The sequence below is a fragment of the Telluria sp. Soil_C_11 genome, assembly GCF_057657395.1.
On record NZ_JBDGIN010000004.1, the window covers coordinates 412,578 to 428,341 of the forward strand.

Annotated in this window: 18 protein-coding genes; 13 read left to right on the forward strand and 5 right to left on the reverse strand. The window is 67.4% G+C overall.

The window, feature by feature from the left end:
- Positions 1-45: 45 nt before the first annotated feature.
- The 5 genes from AC3A6M_RS09890 to AC3A6M_RS09910 form a co-directional block, all read right to left on the reverse strand.
- Positions 46-1,077 (reverse strand): NAD(P)H-dependent glycerol-3-phosphate dehydrogenase, encoded by a 1,032-nt coding sequence (locus AC3A6M_RS09890; protein ID WP_487852547.1) that lies wholly within the window; start codon positions 1,075-1,077, stop codon positions 46-48.
- Positions 1,078-1,090: 13 nt separating this feature from the next.
- Complete coding sequence (locus tag AC3A6M_RS09895; RefSeq protein WP_487852548.1) at positions 1,091-1,546, reverse strand: SH3 domain-containing protein; 456 nt, start codon at positions 1,544-1,546, stop codon at positions 1,091-1,093.
- 100 nt (positions 1,547-1,646) lie between these two features.
- The gene (secB, locus tag AC3A6M_RS09900; protein WP_487852549.1) at positions 1,647-2,120 is read right to left on the reverse strand and encodes a protein-export chaperone SecB; all 474 of its coding nucleotides are present in this window, start codon (positions 2,118-2,120) and stop codon (positions 1,647-1,649) included.
- A 176-nt stretch (positions 2,121-2,296) separates the two neighbouring features.
- The gene (grxC, locus tag AC3A6M_RS09905; protein ID WP_052234210.1) at positions 2,297-2,566 is read right to left on the reverse strand and encodes a glutaredoxin 3; all 270 of its coding nucleotides are present in this window, start codon (positions 2,564-2,566) and stop codon (positions 2,297-2,299) included.
- 19 nt (positions 2,567-2,585) lie between these two features.
- Positions 2,586-2,990, reverse strand: coding sequence for a rhodanese-like domain-containing protein (locus tag AC3A6M_RS09910; RefSeq protein WP_487852550.1), 405 nt, complete (start codon positions 2,988-2,990; stop codon positions 2,586-2,588).
- A gap of 91 nt (positions 2,991-3,081) precedes the next feature.
- Between AC3A6M_RS09910 and gpmA the strand changes: the two genes are divergently transcribed.
- From gpmA to gspD, 13 genes are all read left to right on the forward strand, one after another.
- Entirely contained in the window at positions 3,082-3,828 is a 747-nt protein-coding gene (gene gpmA / locus AC3A6M_RS09915; RefSeq protein ID WP_487852551.1) for a 2,3-diphosphoglycerate-dependent phosphoglycerate mutase, read from the forward strand.
- A 3-nt stretch (positions 3,829-3,831) separates the two neighbouring features.
- Positions 3,832-5,268: a murein hydrolase activator EnvC family protein gene (locus tag AC3A6M_RS09920; protein ID WP_487852552.1), complete on the forward strand. Its 1,437-nt coding sequence runs from the start codon at positions 3,832-3,834 to the stop codon at positions 5,266-5,268.
- Between the two features lie 16 nt (positions 5,269-5,284).
- Entirely contained in the window at positions 5,285-6,772 is a 1,488-nt protein-coding gene (locus AC3A6M_RS09925) for a S41 family peptidase (protein ID WP_487852553.1), read from the forward strand.
- A 26-nt stretch (positions 6,773-6,798) separates the two neighbouring features.
- Entirely contained in the window at positions 6,799-7,551 is a 753-nt protein-coding gene (locus AC3A6M_RS09930) for a HesA/MoeB/ThiF family protein (protein WP_487852617.1), read from the forward strand.
- Positions 7,552-7,710: 159 nt separating this feature from the next.
- Positions 7,711-8,166 carry a type II secretion system major pseudopilin GspG gene (gene gspG / locus AC3A6M_RS09935; RefSeq protein ID WP_487852554.1) on the forward strand — a complete coding sequence of 152 codons (456 nt, stop codon included), beginning with the start codon at positions 7,711-7,713 and terminating at the stop codon, positions 8,164-8,166.
- A gap of 49 nt (positions 8,167-8,215) precedes the next feature.
- Positions 8,216-8,725: a type II secretion system minor pseudopilin GspH gene (gene gspH, locus AC3A6M_RS09940; RefSeq protein ID WP_487852555.1), complete on the forward strand. Its 510-nt coding sequence runs from the start codon at positions 8,216-8,218 to the stop codon at positions 8,723-8,725.
- A gap of 20 nt (positions 8,726-8,745) precedes the next feature.
- Positions 8,746-9,123, forward strand: coding sequence for a type II secretion system minor pseudopilin GspI (gene gspI, locus AC3A6M_RS09945; RefSeq protein ID WP_487852556.1), 378 nt, complete (start codon positions 8,746-8,748; stop codon positions 9,121-9,123).
- Positions 9,120-9,794: a PulJ/GspJ family protein gene (locus AC3A6M_RS09950; RefSeq protein WP_487852557.1), complete on the forward strand. Its 675-nt coding sequence runs from the start codon at positions 9,120-9,122 to the stop codon at positions 9,792-9,794. The genes gspI and AC3A6M_RS09950 overlap by 4 nt, the downstream gene beginning before the upstream one ends.
- On the forward strand, positions 9,791-10,870 hold the full coding sequence (gspK, locus tag AC3A6M_RS09955) for a type II secretion system minor pseudopilin GspK (protein ID WP_487852558.1): 1,080 nt from the start codon (positions 9,791-9,793) through the stop codon (positions 10,868-10,870). The genes AC3A6M_RS09950 and gspK overlap by 4 nt, the downstream gene beginning before the upstream one ends.
- 49 nt (positions 10,871-10,919) lie before the next feature.
- Entirely contained in the window at positions 10,920-12,131 is a 1,212-nt protein-coding gene (gene gspL / locus AC3A6M_RS09960; protein WP_487852559.1) for a type II secretion system protein GspL, read from the forward strand.
- Positions 12,128-12,646: a type II secretion system protein M gene (locus tag AC3A6M_RS09965; RefSeq protein WP_487852560.1), complete on the forward strand. Its 519-nt coding sequence runs from the start codon at positions 12,128-12,130 to the stop codon at positions 12,644-12,646. The genes gspL and AC3A6M_RS09965 overlap by 4 nt, the downstream gene beginning before the upstream one ends.
- A complete protein-coding gene (gene gspN, locus AC3A6M_RS09970) occupies positions 12,643-13,416 on the forward strand; it encodes a type II secretion system protein N (RefSeq protein ID WP_487852561.1) in 774 nt (257 codons plus the stop codon). The genes AC3A6M_RS09965 and gspN overlap by 4 nt, the downstream gene beginning before the upstream one ends.
- The gene (gspD, locus tag AC3A6M_RS09975; RefSeq protein ID WP_487852618.1) at positions 13,416-15,764 is read left to right on the forward strand and encodes a type II secretion system secretin GspD; all 2,349 of its coding nucleotides are present in this window, start codon (positions 13,416-13,418) and stop codon (positions 15,762-15,764) included. Before gspN ends, gspD begins: the two co-directional genes overlap by 1 nt.

Genomic DNA, 15,764 nt, shown 5'->3' on the forward strand with positions numbered 1-15,764 from the left:
TGGGGTAAATCAGTCCGGTGGACTGATTTACGGTGCCCACGCGGATTACGCCAGTTCGTTTCGCGGATCGCGCGCCAGCAAGCGGTCCACGGTTTCCTGCACCGAGGCGCCATCGAACAGCACGCCGGCCACCGCATTGGTGATCGGCATGTCCACGCCGAGTTTCGCCGCCAGTTCGCGCACGGCTTTTGCGCACGGCACGCCTTCGGCCACGTGGCCCAGTTCCTTGACGATGGTGTCGAGCTGCTTGCCCTGGGCCAGCGCGAGGCCGACGCGGCGGTTGCGCGAGAGGTCGCCGGTGCAGGTCAGGATCAGGTCGCCCATGCCGGTCAGGCCCATGAAGGTGCTGGGCTGGGCGCCGAGCGCGGTGCCCAGGCGGGTGATCTCGGCCAGGCCGCGCGTGATCAATGCCGCGCGCGCATTCAGGCCCAGGCCCAGGCCGTCTGCCGCGCCGGTGGCGATGGCGAGGATGTTCTTGACCGCGCCGCCGACTTCCACGCCGACCATGTCGTCGCAGGCGTACACGCGCACGCTGCCGCCGTGCACGAGGGAGACCACGCGTTCGCGCAGTTCCGCCGAGCTGGAGGCCACCGTCAGCCCGCAGGGCAGGCCGCGCGCCACTTCCTGGGCGAACGAGGGACCGGACAGGGCTGCACCCGGCACGCTGTCGCCGAGCACTTCGCGCACCACCTGGTGCGGCAGCAGGCCGGTGCCGTATTCGAAACCCTTGCACAGCCAGACGATGTTCGGGATGGACCGGCCTTTCAATTGCTCCAGCAGCGGGCGCAGGCCGGCCACCGGACAGGCCGCGATCAGCAGCGGCGTGGTGCCGGCCGGCGCTCCGGTGACGTGGGCGATGGCGGCCTCGAAGTCGGCGCTCACGCGCAAGGCGGGCGGCAGCGGATGGCCGGGCAGGTACGTGACGTTGTCGCGCGCCGCTTCGGTGGCGGCCATCTGCTCGGGGTTGCGGCCCCACAGCAGGACGTCGTGGCGGGCGGCCAGCGCGATCGCGACCGCCGTGCCCCAGGCGCCGGCGCCGAGGACAGTGATGGGTTGTGGTTGTTTGGCTTCGTGCATGGGGTGGGTGGGGTTAGATGCCCCAGACTTCGGACGCCCTGACATAGCCGCTGATGCCGTCGCGGTGGCGCACGCGCACCCACGGGCCGGCTTCCGGATCGACCAGTTCGAGCAGGACGTTCTTATCGGCCGTCATCAGGACGGCGGCATTGTCTTCCGGTGCGGCGCGCACGCGGGTGGAGGCGGCGCGCACGATCACGTTGCGCTTGGCCGACAGGTTCCTGGTTTCGGTCCAGGCCATGTCGCCCGCCGCATCGCGCACCTTGACCCAGTCGCCATAGCTGAGCACGACTTCGACCGGCATGCCGCTCGGCGCGATGAACAGCTTGCCGCCCTTGGCGGACGGGGCATCGTACAGGATTGCGGGATGGGCGCCCACCGTCTTGAAATCGAAGGCCGCGGCCGCGCAGGATGCCAGCAACAGGATGCTGCCTGCGATGAGACGTTGGCGGAGTCGATTGGTGAGCATGACAGGCCTTTGGGAAAACGGCACGCGCCGAAAGGCAGAAACAGAGGCCTGTTCGGCCAGCCTGCTACAGGCAGGCCGAACAGCGGGGTCTTACTTGTTATTACTGGTTGGCGGCCGGCGTGCCAGCTGCGGCAGCCTGCTCGGCCAGCGCCTGGCGGCGCTGCTGGTAGAACACTTCGAAGTTGATCTCAGCCAGGTGCACAGGCGGGAAGCCGGCACGGGTGATGAAATCGGCGATGTTGCTACGCAGGTAAGGATAGATGATGTTCGGGCAGCCGATGCCCAGCAGCGGATCCATCTGGTCAGCCGGGATGTTGCGGGCTTCGAAGATACCGGCCTGCTTGCCCTCGACCAGGAAAGCGACCTTGTCCTTGACCTTGGCGGTCACGGTGATGGTCACGGTCGATTCGTAGATGCCATCGGCGATCCCTTCGGCGCCGACGTCCAGCGAGACCTCGATGGTCGGGGCTTCCTGCTCGAGGAAGATCGCCGGGGAATTCGGTTGTTCCAGCGACATATCTTTCAAGTAGATACGCTGGATTTGGAACACGGGTTGCAGGTTTTCGTCAGCCATGGAACGCTTTCGTTAATAGTGTGAAGGACGGACGAGCCGTCCCATATGCTTGAATGTCAAGGCGTCGGCAATTGTATCAAAACCAATTCGGTTGCAATAGCATTGCCGGCCGCCCCGACGCTCAGCGACATTTCAATGGCATGTCAATGGCATTTCCGTGGCATTCAAGCCCGCGTTCAGGCCGCTTCGCCCTTCAGCAGCGGATCCAGGCGGCCGGCCTGGTCGAGCGCGTACAGGTCGTCGAAGCCGCCGACGTGGGTATCGCCCACATAGATTTGCGGCACGGTACGGCGGCCGGTGCGCTGCATCATGATGGCGCGCTGTTCCGGGTCGAGGTCGACGCGGATGCGCTCGATGTCGGTCACGCCCTTGGCTTCCAGCAGGCGCTCGGCGCGCACGCAGTAGGGGCAGCTTGCGGTGTGGTAGAGAACGACATGGGCAGTCATAAGCAATCCTTTCGAACGATTATTTGGTCAGGGGCAGGCCTGCAGCCGTCCAGGCCGCGATGCCGCCATCCAGTGCGTAGACGTCGTCGAAGCCGGCCGCCTTGATCTGGCGCACCGCCTTGTCGGCGCGATTGCCGCTCTGGCACACCACGATCACGGTCTTGGTTTTCGACTTGTCCAACTCGCCAATGCGATTGCCCAAGTCTGCCAGCGGAATGTGTTTTGCGTCGCGCAGGTGGCCGGCCGCGAACTCGTCGCTGCCGCGCACGTCGACGACGGCGGTGGCTTTGCCGCGGTTCATCAGCTGGGTCGCCTGCAGGGGGGAAGCGCGGCGGCCGCGCGGCGCGAGCGCCGGCCACAACAGGGCGCCGCCGGAGATCACGGCGATCGCAACAACGAAGATATGGTCAAGGATGAATTTCACGAAGTTTCCGTCGGTTGAACTACATTGAATCGTCGCATTATAAAATAGAAGCTGAATCCGTATTCCATCCCACTATTATCCGAGAAGCTTTATGTACAAAATCGTTTTCATGCGCCACGGCGAGTCCACCTGGAATCTCGAAAACCGTTTCACCGGCTGGACCGATGTCGACCTGACCGAAAAAGGCGTCAACGAAGCCAGGACCGCCGGCCGCCTGCTGCGCGAAGCCGGCTTCACCTTCGACCTCGCCTATACCTCGGTGCTCAAGCGTGCGATCCGTACCCTGTGGCTCGCCATGGACGAGATGGACATGATGTGGCTGCCGGTCAGGAACGACTGGCGCCTGAACGAGCGCCACTACGGCGCCCTGCAGGGCCTGGACAAGGGCGAGACCGCCGCCAAGTTCGGCGACGAGCAGGTGCTGGTCTGGCGCCGCAGCTACGACACCCCGCCGCCGGCCCTCGAAGCCGACGATCCGCGCACCTCGTTCGACGACCCGCGCTACGCCGGCCTCGACAAGGCCCAGATCCCGCTGACCGAATGCCTGAAGGACACCGTGGCGCGCGTGATGCCGGCCTGGGACGAGGAAATCGCCCCGGCCATCCGCGCCGGCAAGAAGATCCTGATCTCGGCCCACGGCAACAGCCTGCGCGCCGTGATCAAGATGCTCGACAACATCAGCGACACCGACATCGTCGGCCTCAACATTCCGAACGGCACCCCGCTGGTGTACGAGCTGGACGAGAACCTGAAGCCGATCCGCCATTACTACCTGGGCGACCAGGAAGCGATCGCGGCCGCGATGGCCGCCGTGGCGAACCAAGGGAAGGCGAAGTAAACCTTGCAACTCCCAGCCTTGAAGTCCGCCGGCAGCAAGCTGCTGTGCGGCCTGCTGGCGTGTGCGCTGTCGCTCGGGGCCGCGCATGCCGCCCCGCGCCAGACCAATCGCAGCAAGCAGAAGGCCCAGGCCGAAGCCCAGCGTGCCGGCATCCAGCAAAAGCTGAATGCGCTGAAGAAGGACATCAGCCGCACCGAGAGCGAAAAGGAAGACGCGGCCGACGAGCTGGCCGAGTCGGAAGAGGCGATCTCGAACGCCAACCGCTCGCTGCGCGAACTGGCCGATGAGCAGGCCGCGACCAACGCCAAGCTGCAAGACCTGGGCACCCAGCAGGAGCGCCTGACCCAGACCATCGCCGCCCAGAAACGGCAGTTGTCCAAGATGCTGCGCGAACATTACGTCGCGGGCAATGAAGACCGCATCAAGCTGCTGCTGTCGGGCGACAATCCGAACCGCATCAACCGCGACCTGCAGATGATGGCCTATGTATCGCAGGCCCAGGCCAGGCTGCTGACCTCGCTGCGTGAAAACCTGGCGGCGGTCGAGGCGAACCAGGCCGAGACGCAAAACGCCAAGGACGAACTCGAAGAAATTGCTCAGGAGCAGCGCGACCAGAAGACGCTGCTGGAAAAAGAGAAGGCCAGGCACGCTTCGCTGCTGGCCAGCCTGTCGAGCAAGCTGGTGAGCCAGCGCAAGGAAGCCAACAAGCTGGAGCAGGACGCCCAGCGCATGAGCGGCCTGGTGGATCGCCTGACGAAACTGATCCGCGAACAGGAAATCGCCGCCGCCGCCGAGCGCAAGCGCCAGCAGGAATTGGCCGCCGCGCGCGCCAAGGCCGCGGCCGAGGCGAAGGCGCGCGCGCTGGCGCGTGCAAAAGAACAACAGGCCGAGCGCGAGCGCCTGGCGCGCGAAGCGGCGAAGCACGGCAAGCCGTACAAACCGCCGGCGCCGGTCAAGGAAGAGCCGCAGGTGGCCGAGGAACCGGCCGAGACCAGGGCGCCCCAGAAGTCCGCCGACACCTCGCTCGCCGCCGACCTCCCGAGCGGCGCTTTCGAGAGCCTGCGCGGCCGCCTGGCGGCGCCGATTTCCGGCACCGTCGCCGCCCGCTTCGGCGCCAAGCGCGCCGACGGCCCGGTATGGCGCGGCATGTTCATCAAGGCGCCGGAAGGCACCGACGTGCGCGCGGTCGGTCCGGGCCGGGTCGTGTACGCCAAGTGGATGCGCGGCTGGGGCAACATGATCATCGTCAACCACGGCGGCGAATACCTGTCCATCTACGGTTTCAACGAAACCCTGCTGAAACACGAGGGCGATGCGGTCAAGGCCGGCGACGTCATCGCGAGCGCGGGCAGCACCGGCGGCAACGGAGAATCGGGGCTATACTTCGAACTCAGGCATCTGGGCAAACCGATCGATCCGGCCGGCTGGGTCAAATTCTAGGTACTTAGGAACAGGAATGGGCAACAAACTCAAGAACCTCGGTCTGGTCGGCCTCGGCATGGTCGCCGGCGTGGCGGCCTCGGTCCAGTTCTCGGCCATGGCGCAAAAGGGCGTCGAGTCGCCCCTGCCGCTGGACGAGCTGCGCCAGCTGGCCGATGTCTACGGCCTGATCAAGAGCGATTACGTGGAACCGGTCCAGGACAAGAAGCTGCTGTCCGACGCCATCGCCGGCATGGTCGCTTCGCTCGATCCGCACTCGGTCTACCTCGACGAAAAGGATTTCGCCGAAATGCGCGAATCCGTGCAGGGCAAGTTCGTCGGCGTCGGCGTCGAGGTGGCGATGGAAGACGGCTACGTGAAAATCGTCTCGCCGATCGAGGACACGCCCGCCTTCCGTGCCGGCATCAAGGCCGGCGACCTGATCACCCGCATCGACAACGTGCCGGTCAAGGGCCTGAGCCTGGACGAGGCGATTTCGCGCATGCGCGGCGAACCGCACAGCAAGGTCTTGCTGACCATCGCCCGGCGCGGCGCCGATACCCCGTGGGTGGTGCCGGTCGAGCGCGAAGAGATCCGCGTGGCCAGCGTCAAGGCGAAACTGGTCGAGCCGGGCTATGCCTGGCTGCGGATCAGCCAGTTCCAGGAAGAGACCGTCGACGAGCTGGCCGAGAAGATCAAGGGTTTGTACGCCCAGAATCCCAACATCAAGGGCCTGGTGCTGGACCTGCGCAACGATCCGGGCGGCCTGCTGCCCAGCGCGATCGGCGTGTCCGCCGCCTTCCTGCCGCAGAACGAGGTGATCGTCAGTACCCGCGGCCAGCTGCCGGAATCGAACACCACCTTCTATGGCCGGCGCGATTTCTACGCCAGGCCGGGCGCCGATCCGCTGGCCAAGCTGCCGGCGGCGCTGAAGACGGTGCCGATGGTGGTGCTGGTGAATACCGGTTCGGCCTCGGCATCCGAGATCGTGGCCGGCGCCCTCCAGGATTACAAGCGCGCCATCGTGATGGGCAGCCAGACCTTCGGCAAGGGCTCGGTGCAGACCCTGCGCCAGCTGACCGAGAACACCGCGGTGAAACTCACCACGGCGCGCTACTACACGCCGAAAGGCCGCTCGATCCAGGCGCTCGGCATCGTGCCCGACCTGAAAGTCGACGAGACCCCGGAAGGCGACGGCCTGAACGCGCTGCGCGTGCGCGAAGCCGATCTCGACCGTCACCTGTCGAACGAAGGCGAGACCAAATTCGTCGGCAAGAACGGCGCCGTCAGCGCCCGGCGTGACGAGCTCGAGGAAGAGCAGCGCACCCTGGCCATGCTGAAAAGCGCCGCGCCGCCCGAGTTCGGCGGCAAGGACGATTTCCAGCTGGCCCAGGCCATCAATCACTTCAAGGGCTTGCCGGTGAAGCTGGCCAAGGCCGATCCGGACGCCGACGCGCCGGCCCCGGCCAGGCTGCCGGGCACCGAGCAGAAGCCGCCCGAGGTGAAGGGCAGCCCGAAGAAGTGATGCCCGATGACGTGAGTCCGACCGGCATGGACGACCGCCAGCTGCTGCGCTATTCGCGCCATATCCTGCTCGACGAGGTCGGCATCGAAGGGCAGGAGCGGGTACTGGGCGCGCGCGTGCTGGTGATCGGCGCCGGCGGTCTCGGCTCGCCGGCCGCGCTGTACCTGGCCGCCAGCGGCGCCGGCCGCATCACCCTGGTCGACGACGACGAGGTCGACCTCACCAACCTGCAGCGCCAGGTCATGCACACGACGGCCCGGATCGGCCAACCCAAGGTCGAGTCTGGTCGTGAAGCATTGATCCAGATCAATCCCGACATTGAAGTCGTCGCCCTGCGCGAGCGCGTGGCCGGCGAGCGCCTGCGGGAACTCGTGGCTGACAGCGATGTCGTACTCGACTGCAGCGACAATTTCGCCACCCGCCAGGCCGTCAACCGCGCCTGCGTGGCTGCGCGCGTGCCGCTGGTGGCCGGCGCCGTGATCCGCTTCGACGGCCAGGTCTCGGTATTCGACGTGCGCGACGATGCCTCTCCCTGCTACGCCTGCCTGTTTCCCGAGGACAGCCGCTTCGAGGACGTGGCCTGCAGCACCATGGGCGTGTTCGCGCCGCTGGTCGGCGTGATCGGCGCCGTGCAGGCGGCCGAGGCCCTGAAACTGCTGGTCGGCTGCGGACGCCCGCTGGTCGGGCGCCTCCTGATGCTCGACGGCCGCGGCATGGAATGGACCGAAGTGCAGGTCGGGCGCAACCTCGCCTGCGCGGTCTGCCGCGAACGCGGCTAGCCTTCCGGCAGGGGCGGCATGGCACACTGACAAGCCGTGCGGTACCGTTTCTACTAGCTTACAATTGGAAAGTCTCCCGGGTGGCTGATTGCGGCCATTCGGCCTTATACTAGATCGATTGGCAAAATCGATTTCCTGACCACCATCCATCATTATTCTATGCAGAACATTACGTATCGCATGTCGCAGCGGCGCCGCCAGGGCGGTTTCACCCTCGTCGAGATCATGGTTGTCGTGGTCATCATCGGCATTCTCGGCATGCTGGTCGTGCCCAAGCTGCTGGGCCGCACCGGCGAAGCGCGCGTCACCGCCGCCCGTACCGACATCGCGACCCTGATGCAGGCGCTCAAGCTGTACAAGCTGGACAACCAGCGCTACCCGACCACCGAGCAGGGCCTGCAGGCGCTGGTCCAGAAGCCGACCACCGGGCCGGCCGCCGGCGGCTGGAAAGAGGGCGGCTACGTCGAGAAACTGCCGAAGGACCCGTGGGGCAACAATTACCAGTACCTGCAGCCGGGCCTGCATGGCGAGGTCGACGTGTTCTCGCTGGGCGCGGACGGCCAGCCCGGCGGCGCCGGCGAGGATGCCGACGTCGGTTCCTGGGACAGCAAGTAAGCGGAGCTGACCCGTCCGCCCGGCCAGCAGCCCGAGGAGAACCATCCCGATGACCAAGCACGTGCGCGGCCGGCCCGCCCGGCCCGGTCTGGCGGCCGGGATGCCGGACCACGGCTTCACCTTGGTGGAGATCATGGTCGTGATGGTCATCATCGGCATCATGCTGGGGGTGGCGTCGCTGAATGCGATCCCCAGCCCGCGCCAGGACCTGCAAAAAGAGGCCCAGCGCCTGACCCTGCTGCTCCAGCTGGCGCGCGACGAGGCGATCGTCCGTAACCGCCCGGTCACCTTCGAGGCCACGCCCGAGCGCTACCACTTCCTGGTCCGCAACGAGACGCGCTGGAACCTGATCACCGGCGACGACCTGCTGCGCGAGCGCGAGTTCAAGAACGGCCCGCTGACCCTGCTGCTGGACCCGGCCAGCGCCGGCACCGTCAATCCCCTGCGCATCACCTTCGGCCGCGAGCCGGTCGACAAGCCCTTCGTCCTGATCCTGGCCACCGGCAACAACCGCGTCGCGATCCGGGCCGACGGCGTCGGCCACTTCACGGTCGAATGAACGCCGCCATGAACGCCGCCATGAAAACATCCCGCTCCCGTGGCTTCACCCTGCTCGAAGTGCTGGTGGCCCTGGTCATCGTCGGCACCGCCCTCGGCGCCGGCCTGCGCGCGGTCGGCAGCCTGACCGCCAACAGCAGCGGCCTGCGGACCTCGATGATGGCGACCTGGTCGGCCGAGAACCGCCTCGTGCAAATCCGCCTGGGCAAGGAATTTCCGGAAATCGGCAAGCGCGGCTTCGATTGCCCGCAGGGCGACCTGCACCTGGTCTGCCAGGAAGAAGTGTTCGCCAGCCCGAACCCGCGTTTGCGCCGCGTCGAAGTCTCGGTGTTCGACATCGAAAATCCGAACCGGCGCATCGTCAAGCTGGTCCAACTCGTGCTGAGGCCGCGTCTATGACTTCGAAACTGCGGCAGCGTGGTTTTACCCTGGTCGAACTGCTGGTGGCGATCAGCATCCTCGCGATTGTCGCCGTGCTCGGCTGGCGCGGGCTGGACGGCATCATCCGTGCGCGCGTGGCGCTGACGAACCAGATGGAAACCACGCGCGGCATGCAGCTGGCCTTTGCCCAGATGCAGAGCGACTGCGAGCACATCGCCGGACGCGACGTGCTCGACCGCCGTCCCTATCTGCTGACGGGTACCGACCGCTTCACGATGATCCGCGAGGTGTTCACCGAAAACCAGCCATCGCGGCTGCAGGTGGTCGCCTACCGCATCGTCAACGGGGTGCTGGTGCGGCGCGAGTCGCCGGCCGTGCGCGACCTGGTCCAGCTCGACGGACTGTGGCAGGCCGCGGTCAGCGACACCGATACCAGCGGCGCCGTCGCGCTGCAGGCCGGGGTGGCCGGCATGCAGGTGCTGACCTGGGAAAACCGGGCCTGGCGCCAGGCCACCAGCGCCGCCACCTCCGGCAGCGCAGCGGCTGCGGCCGCGACCGCCGGCGGCGTGCCGGCGGCCCAGCAGGATCCGAATACCGTGCCGCTGCCGCCGACCGGCATGCAGGTGGCGCTGCAGGTGCAGGGACAGGAAGTACCGATGACCAAGTCTTTCCTGCTGGGGGAACCATGAGACGGCCACGCATGCGGGGGCTGCGCGAACGCGGCGTGGCCGTCATCACCGCGCTGCTGCTGACGACGCTGGCGATCTCCATCGTCGCCAGCCTGTTCTGGCAGCAGCAGGTGCAGGTGCGCTCGATGGAGAACCAGCGCCTGCACCTGCAGACCAAGTGGATCCTGCGCGGCGCCCTCGACTGGGCCAGCCTGGTGCTGTTCCAGGACGGCCTCGACCACCGCGATTTCACCGCCCTCGACCACGTCTGGGCCACGCCGCTGGCGGAAACCCGCCTCGACCAGTACATCGAGCGCGAACGGGTTCAAGGGGAAAATTTCGAGGCGACGTTGTCCGGCAACATAATCGATGCTTGCTCGCGTTACAATTTGCGCAATCTGGCCGACAAGGGGCAGGTGAATCCGGAGCAGATGGAAGTGTTCGGCCGCCTGCTGCGCAACCTGCAGATGGACCAGCAGCTGGCGGGACGGGTCGCCGCCTTCGTCGCCGCCGGCCAGCCGCTGGAAGCGCCGGTGCCGGAAGGCGGCGAGCCGAGCGGAGGTGCACCAACAGGCGGCACGCCGGCGGGTGGTACGCCGGCGGGTGGTACGCCGACTGGGGGAACGCCGGCCGGCGGCCGCAGTTTGCCGGCGGTCAGCCGCAGCAGCGTGTCCGGCTCGCCGATGAAGTTCCTGGCGGTGGACGACCTGCTGACGGTGCCGGGCTTCACGCCGGCGATGGTCGAGCGCCTGCGGCCGTTCGTGATCGTGCTGCCGGACGTGACCCCGGTGAACGTCAACACGGCGCCGGCCGAAGTGCTGGCGGCGCTGATGCCGAACATGTCGGTGTCGGAAGCGAATTCGCTGGTCGTGCGGCGGCAGCGCGCGGCCTGGCGGGACATGAATTACTTTTCCGCGGAAATCGGGCAGAACAGGCCCATCACGCCAGGCGCGGCAGGCGTGAGGAGCGACTGGTTCCTGGTGAACAGCCGGATCCGCCTGGACCGCGCCGCCCTGGATGCCGAGGCGCTGGTCCACCGCTTCCCGACGCTGGTTGCCGGTGGCGGTACGCAGGTGGTGTGGATCCGCCAGTACTAACAGATCAATAAGATCAACAAGATCGAGAAGATCGAGAAAGAGAGACGGTTTGAGTACACTCTATATCCGGCATCCCGCCCGCGCGGAAGGCGAACACGCGCTGAGCCGCTTCGCCCTCGTGAACGACGGCGGCGTCATCGAACAGCACGGCGAAGGCCCGCTGCGCAACCTGGGCGACCTGGTGGGCACCAGCCGCCGGGTCGTGCTGCTGCTGGCCGGCGCCGACGTCAACCTGTTGTCCGTGCAGGCGCCGCCCCTGACCGGCGCGCGCCTGAAGGCCGCGCTGCCCGGCCTGGTCGAAGAACACATCCTGGGCGACCCGCTTGATCACGTGCTGGTGGCCGCGCCCCAGCAGCCTGACGAGACCCGCCCGATTGCCGTGGTCGACCGCGACTGGCTGGAAACCATCGTGCGCAGCCTGCTGGCCCAGGGTGCGCGTTCGGTGGCCGCCGTGCCGGGCCAGCTCTGCCTGCCGCTGCAGCCGGGCAGCGTCTCGGCCGCCATCCAGGGCACCGAGCTGACCCTGCGCCAGGGCCTGTTCCAGGGCTTCGGCCTGGAGCTCGACGCCGCCCCGGCGGTGGTGCTGCAGACCGCGCGCGCCTTCAGCGGCGACGCCCCGCTGGTGCTGTACGTGCCGCCCGGCCAGCTGGGCGAATACCAGGTCCTCGCTGCCGACGCGGGGCCCGGCATCACGCTGGAAACCGACGACTGGGCGCACTGGATCGCCGGTTCGAAGAGCACCTCGCTCGACCTGGTGAGCGGCCTGGGCGCCGCCGGCAGCCAGCCGCGCGACTGGCGCCGCTGGCGCTGGCCGCTGGGCCTGGTCCTGCTGGCGGTGGCGGTCAACCTGATCGGCCTGAACGTCGAGTGGCTGCGCCTGCGCCGCGAAGCCGAGACCATCCGCCAGTCGATGACCCAGACCTTCCGCTCGGTGTATCCGAACCAGACCACGATCCTCGATCCGGTGGCCCAGATGCGCCAGAACATCGCGCGCGCCCGCGCCAGCACCGGCGAGGTGGCGCCCGACGAATTCACCTACATGGCGGCGGCCTTCGGCGAAGCGATGCGCTCGCTCGGACGCCAACCCGGCATTGCGTCAATCGAATACCGCGAACGCGCGTTGTCGGTCAAAGTCAAACCCGAAACGGTCGACCCCGGCTTGACCGGGCAGCTGCGCACCGCCCTGGCCGCGCGCAACATGAGCCTCGACGAGGCTGCGCCGGGCAGCTGGGTGATCCGCAGCACAGGAGCCAAGCCATGAGTTTCGCCACCACCATCGCCCAGTACCGCGAGCGCGCCAACGCACTCTGGCTCGCGCGCACCGAACAGGAGCGGCGTTTCCTGTCCGTCGGCGGCGCCGTCGTGCTGCTGGCGCTGCTCTACCTGATCCTGGTCGACCCGGCCGTCGAAGGCCGCGCGCAGCTGCGCCGCTCCCTGCCGCAGCTGCGCCAGCAGGCCGCCGAGCTGCAGGCCATGGCCCAGGAAGCGGGCAGCCTGGCGCGTGCGCCGGCCACGCAGGCCACGCCGCTTACCCGGGAAACCGTGAATACCAGCCTCAGCGGACGCGGCCTGACGCCGCAATCGCTGTCGATGACGGGCGAGTACATCAAACTGCAGCTGAGTAACGTGTCGTTCGCCAACCTGGCAACCTGGCTCGACGAGCAGCGCCGCGCCAACCGTGTGCTGGTGCAGGACGCCGTCGTCACCGCCCTGCCGGTGGCCGGCCAGGTCGACGCCAGCCTGACGCTGCGCCAGAACACCGGCGCCGCCCAATGAAGCGGGCGCTGTCGTGGCTCGGATTGACCGCGCTGGCCGCCGTCATCACGGTGCTGGTGTTCCTGCCGGCGTCCTGGCTGGGACCGATGGTCGAACGCCAGACCGGCGGGCGTTTGACTCTGGGGGATGCGCAGGGTACGCTGTGGCGCGGTTCAGCCTTCTTGGGCGGTGCGGCGGGCGAGGGCGGAGCGGTCACGCCGCTGCTGCCGGGCCGGTTCAGCTGGCGGCTGTCGCCGCTGGTGCTGTTCGGCCAGGTGAACATGGAGCTGGCCAACGACAGGGCGCTGGCGCAGCCGGTGCGGATCAGCGGCAGCTGGTCGCAGTGGCAGGTCAGCGCCGGCGAACTGCTGCTGCCGGCCGAGGGCCTGGCCGGGCTGGGCGCGCCGCTGAACACGCTGGCGCCGTCGGGCGTGATCAAGCTGTCCTGGAACCTGCTGGACATCGCGCGCCAGGGCCAGATGGTGGCCGTGCAGGGGCGGACCGTGCTGTCGCTGACCGATATGGGTTCGCGCATGAGTCCGGTCAAGCCGCTCGGCAGTTATGAGGTGGCGATGGATTGGCGCGGACAGCAGGCCGACCTGAACCTGCGCACCGTACGTGGCGCGCTGTTGCTCTCCGGAAGTGGTACTCTGCAAAATGGTCGTCTGCGCTTTTCGGGCCAGGCGCAAGCGGCCGATGGATACGAAGACACGCTGGGCAACCTGCTCAATCTGTTGGGCCAGCGCCGAATGGTGAACGGCAAGAACATAATCGCACTCGAGTTCAGATGATGAAAAAAAATCCGCAAACCCCGGCTGTGCGCCGGCTCGCCGCCAACGTCATGCTGTGCTGCGCCGTCCTCGGAGCGGTTCCGCCCGTGCCCGCCTTTGCCCAGGAAGGAGGGGGCGCCGCCCTCAACTTCGTCAACGCCGACATGGAATCGGTGATCAAGGCGGTCGGCCACTACACCGGCATGACCTTCATCATCGATCCGCGCGTGAAGGGCACGCTGACCCTGGTGTCAGAACGCACCCTGAGCAAGGCCCAGGCCTTCGCCCTGCTGACCTCGGCACTGCGCCTGCAGGGCTATGCGGTGGTCACCGGCGACGGCTACGCGAAAGTGGTGCCGGAAGCCGAAGCCAAGCTGCAGTCCTCGCCGACCCAGGTCGGCGTCGGCGGCTCGCGCGTGCGCGGCGACCAGGTCGCGACCCAGGTCTATCGCCTGCAGCATGAATCGGCGGCCAACCTGACGGCCGTGCTGCGTCCGCTGATCTCGCCGAACAATTCGATCATGGCCGACCCGGGCAACAACAGCCTGGTCATCACCGACTACGCCGACAACCTGCGCCGCCTGTCGAAGATCATCGCCGCGCTCGACGCCCCGTCCACGGGCGACCTCGACGTGGTCCCGATCCGCAACGGCATCGCCAGCGACGTCGCCACGCTGGTCTCGCGCCTGATGGAGCCGAGCCCGGGCGGCGATGCCGGCCGCGTCACCGTGCTGGCCGACTCCCGCACCAACTCGGTGATCGTGCGTGCGCCCTCGGCGGCGCGCGCGAACATGGCCAAGAGCCTGATCGCCAAGCTCGACCAGCCGACCACGGAAATGGGCAACATCCACGTGGTCTACCTGAAGAACGCCGACGCCAGCAAGGTCGCCCAGACCCTGCGCGCGGTGGTGTCGCAGGACGCCTCGGCGGTGCCGGTGCAGCAGCAGGGCACCTCGGGCGGCTCGATCCAGGCGGGCTCGACGGGTGGCGCGGGCGGCACCGGCGGCGGACTCGGCGGCCAGCAGGGCCAGCAGAGCAGCGTCGGCATGGGCGGCACCGGCAACACCTTCGGCCAGCAGAGCCAGGCCACGGCGGGCGGCGCCGGCGGCGGCCAGGGCTCCGGCTTCATCCAGGCCGACGCCTCGACCAACAGCCTGATCATCACCGCGCCGGACGCGATCTACCGCAACCTGCGCTCGGTCATCGACCAGCTCGACGTGCGCCGCGCCCAGGTCTATATCGAGGCGCTGGTGGTCGAAGTGACCTCGAACAAGGCGTCCGAATTCGGCGTGCAGTGGGTCGGCCTGTCCGGCAGCGACACCAGCCGCTACCGCGTCGGCGGCCTGCAGTCCTTCAACAATGGCGGCGCCAACAACATCATCAACCTGGCCGCGGCGGCGGCCGGCGGCACCAGCGGCACCAGCGGCACCACCGGCGGCACCAGTGCCCTGCAGGGGTTGAGCGGCCTGTCGGTCGGCATCTTCCGCCAGATCAACGGCAAGCTGGGCCTGGGGGCGGTTGCCAGCGCCCTTGAAAACGAAGGCAACGCCAACATCTTGTCCACGCCGAACATGATCACGCTCGATAACGAGCTGGCAACGATCAAGGTCGGCCAGAACATCCCGATCATCACCGGTTCGTTCACGACCGGTGCGAGCGGGGCGAGCAATCCGTTCCAGACGGTCGACCGCAAGGACGTGGGCCTGCTGCTCAAGGTACGCCCGCAGATTTCCGAAGGCGGCACGATCAAGCTGTCGATCTACCACGAGAACTCGGGGATCGACAATTCGGTCCCGGCGAATTCGGGCGGCCTCATCACGACCGTCCGCGCGATCGAAAGCAACGTGCTGGCCGACGACGGCCAGATCATCGTACTCGGTGGCCTGATCTCGGATGACGAAGGCCACAACGAAGAGAAAGTGCGCGGCCTGGGCGACATCCCGATCATCGGCAACCTGTTCAAGTACCAGTCGCGCAGCCGCGTCAAGCGCAACCTGATGGTCTTCCTGCGCCCCGTGGTGGTGCGCAGCAAGGAACAGAACACCAGCATCTCGATGGACCGCTACGAGCTCATGCGTGCAACCGGCGCCAACAGCCAGCCGGACGACGACTCGATCCTGCTGCGCAACCTCGGCGCGCCGATGCTGCCACCCTTAACCAATGGCCAGCCGCCCGCGGGCGGCGCGATGGCCACGATGCCGCCGCCGGCGCCAGTCGCGCCGCGTCCGGGCGCCGCCACGGGACCGGGCACGAACCAGCCCGTGCAGCCGGCCCAGCCAGGCCAGCGGCCCCAGCCGGAATACCGTCCGGTGCAGCCGCCCCAGCCGGCGCAGCAAGGGTACCGGCCGGCATCGCCGACGCAGAACTGA

Bases quoted from the DNA above. Each gene is read 5' to 3' on its own strand.
- AC3A6M_RS09965 (WP_487852560.1), top strand. From the start codon at position 12,128: ATGAGTTTCGCCACCACCATCGCCCAGTACCGCGAGCGCGCCAACGCA.
- grxC (WP_052234210.1), bottom strand. From the start codon at position 2,566: ATGACTGCCCATGTCGTTCTCTACCACACCGCAAGCTGCCCCTACTGC.
- gspG (WP_487852554.1), top strand. From the start codon at position 7,711: ATGCAGAACATTACGTATCGCATGTCGCAGCGGCGCCGCCAGGGCGGT.
- gpmA (WP_487852551.1), top strand. From the start codon at position 3,082: ATGTACAAAATCGTTTTCATGCGCCACGGCGAGTCCACCTGGAATCTC.
- gspI (WP_487852556.1), top strand. From the start codon at position 8,746: ATGAAAACATCCCGCTCCCGTGGCTTCACCCTGCTCGAAGTGCTGGTG.
- gspH (WP_487852555.1), top strand. From the start codon at position 8,216: ATGACCAAGCACGTGCGCGGCCGGCCCGCCCGGCCCGGTCTGGCGGCC.
- AC3A6M_RS09925 (WP_487852553.1), top strand. From the start codon at position 5,285: ATGGGCAACAAACTCAAGAACCTCGGTCTGGTCGGCCTCGGCATGGTC.
- AC3A6M_RS09950 (WP_487852557.1), top strand. From the start codon at position 9,120: ATGACTTCGAAACTGCGGCAGCGTGGTTTTACCCTGGTCGAACTGCTG.
- AC3A6M_RS09890 (WP_487852547.1), bottom strand. From the start codon at position 1,077: ATGCACGAAGCCAAACAACCACAACCCATCACTGTCCTCGGCGCCGGC.
- gspD (WP_487852618.1), top strand. From the start codon at position 13,416: ATGAAAAAAAATCCGCAAACCCCGGCTGTGCGCCGGCTCGCCGCCAAC.
- gspN (WP_487852561.1), top strand. From the start codon at position 12,643: ATGAAGCGGGCGCTGTCGTGGCTCGGATTGACCGCGCTGGCCGCCGTC.
- gspK (WP_487852558.1), top strand. From the start codon at position 9,791: ATGAGACGGCCACGCATGCGGGGGCTGCGCGAACGCGGCGTGGCCGTC.
- AC3A6M_RS09930 (WP_487852617.1), top strand. From the start codon at position 6,799: ATGGACGACCGCCAGCTGCTGCGCTATTCGCGCCATATCCTGCTCGAC.
- AC3A6M_RS09895 (WP_487852548.1), bottom strand. From the start codon at position 1,546: ATGCTCACCAATCGACTCCGCCAACGTCTCATCGCAGGCAGCATCCTG.
- secB (WP_487852549.1), bottom strand. From the start codon at position 2,120: ATGGCTGACGAAAACCTGCAACCCGTGTTCCAAATCCAGCGTATCTAC.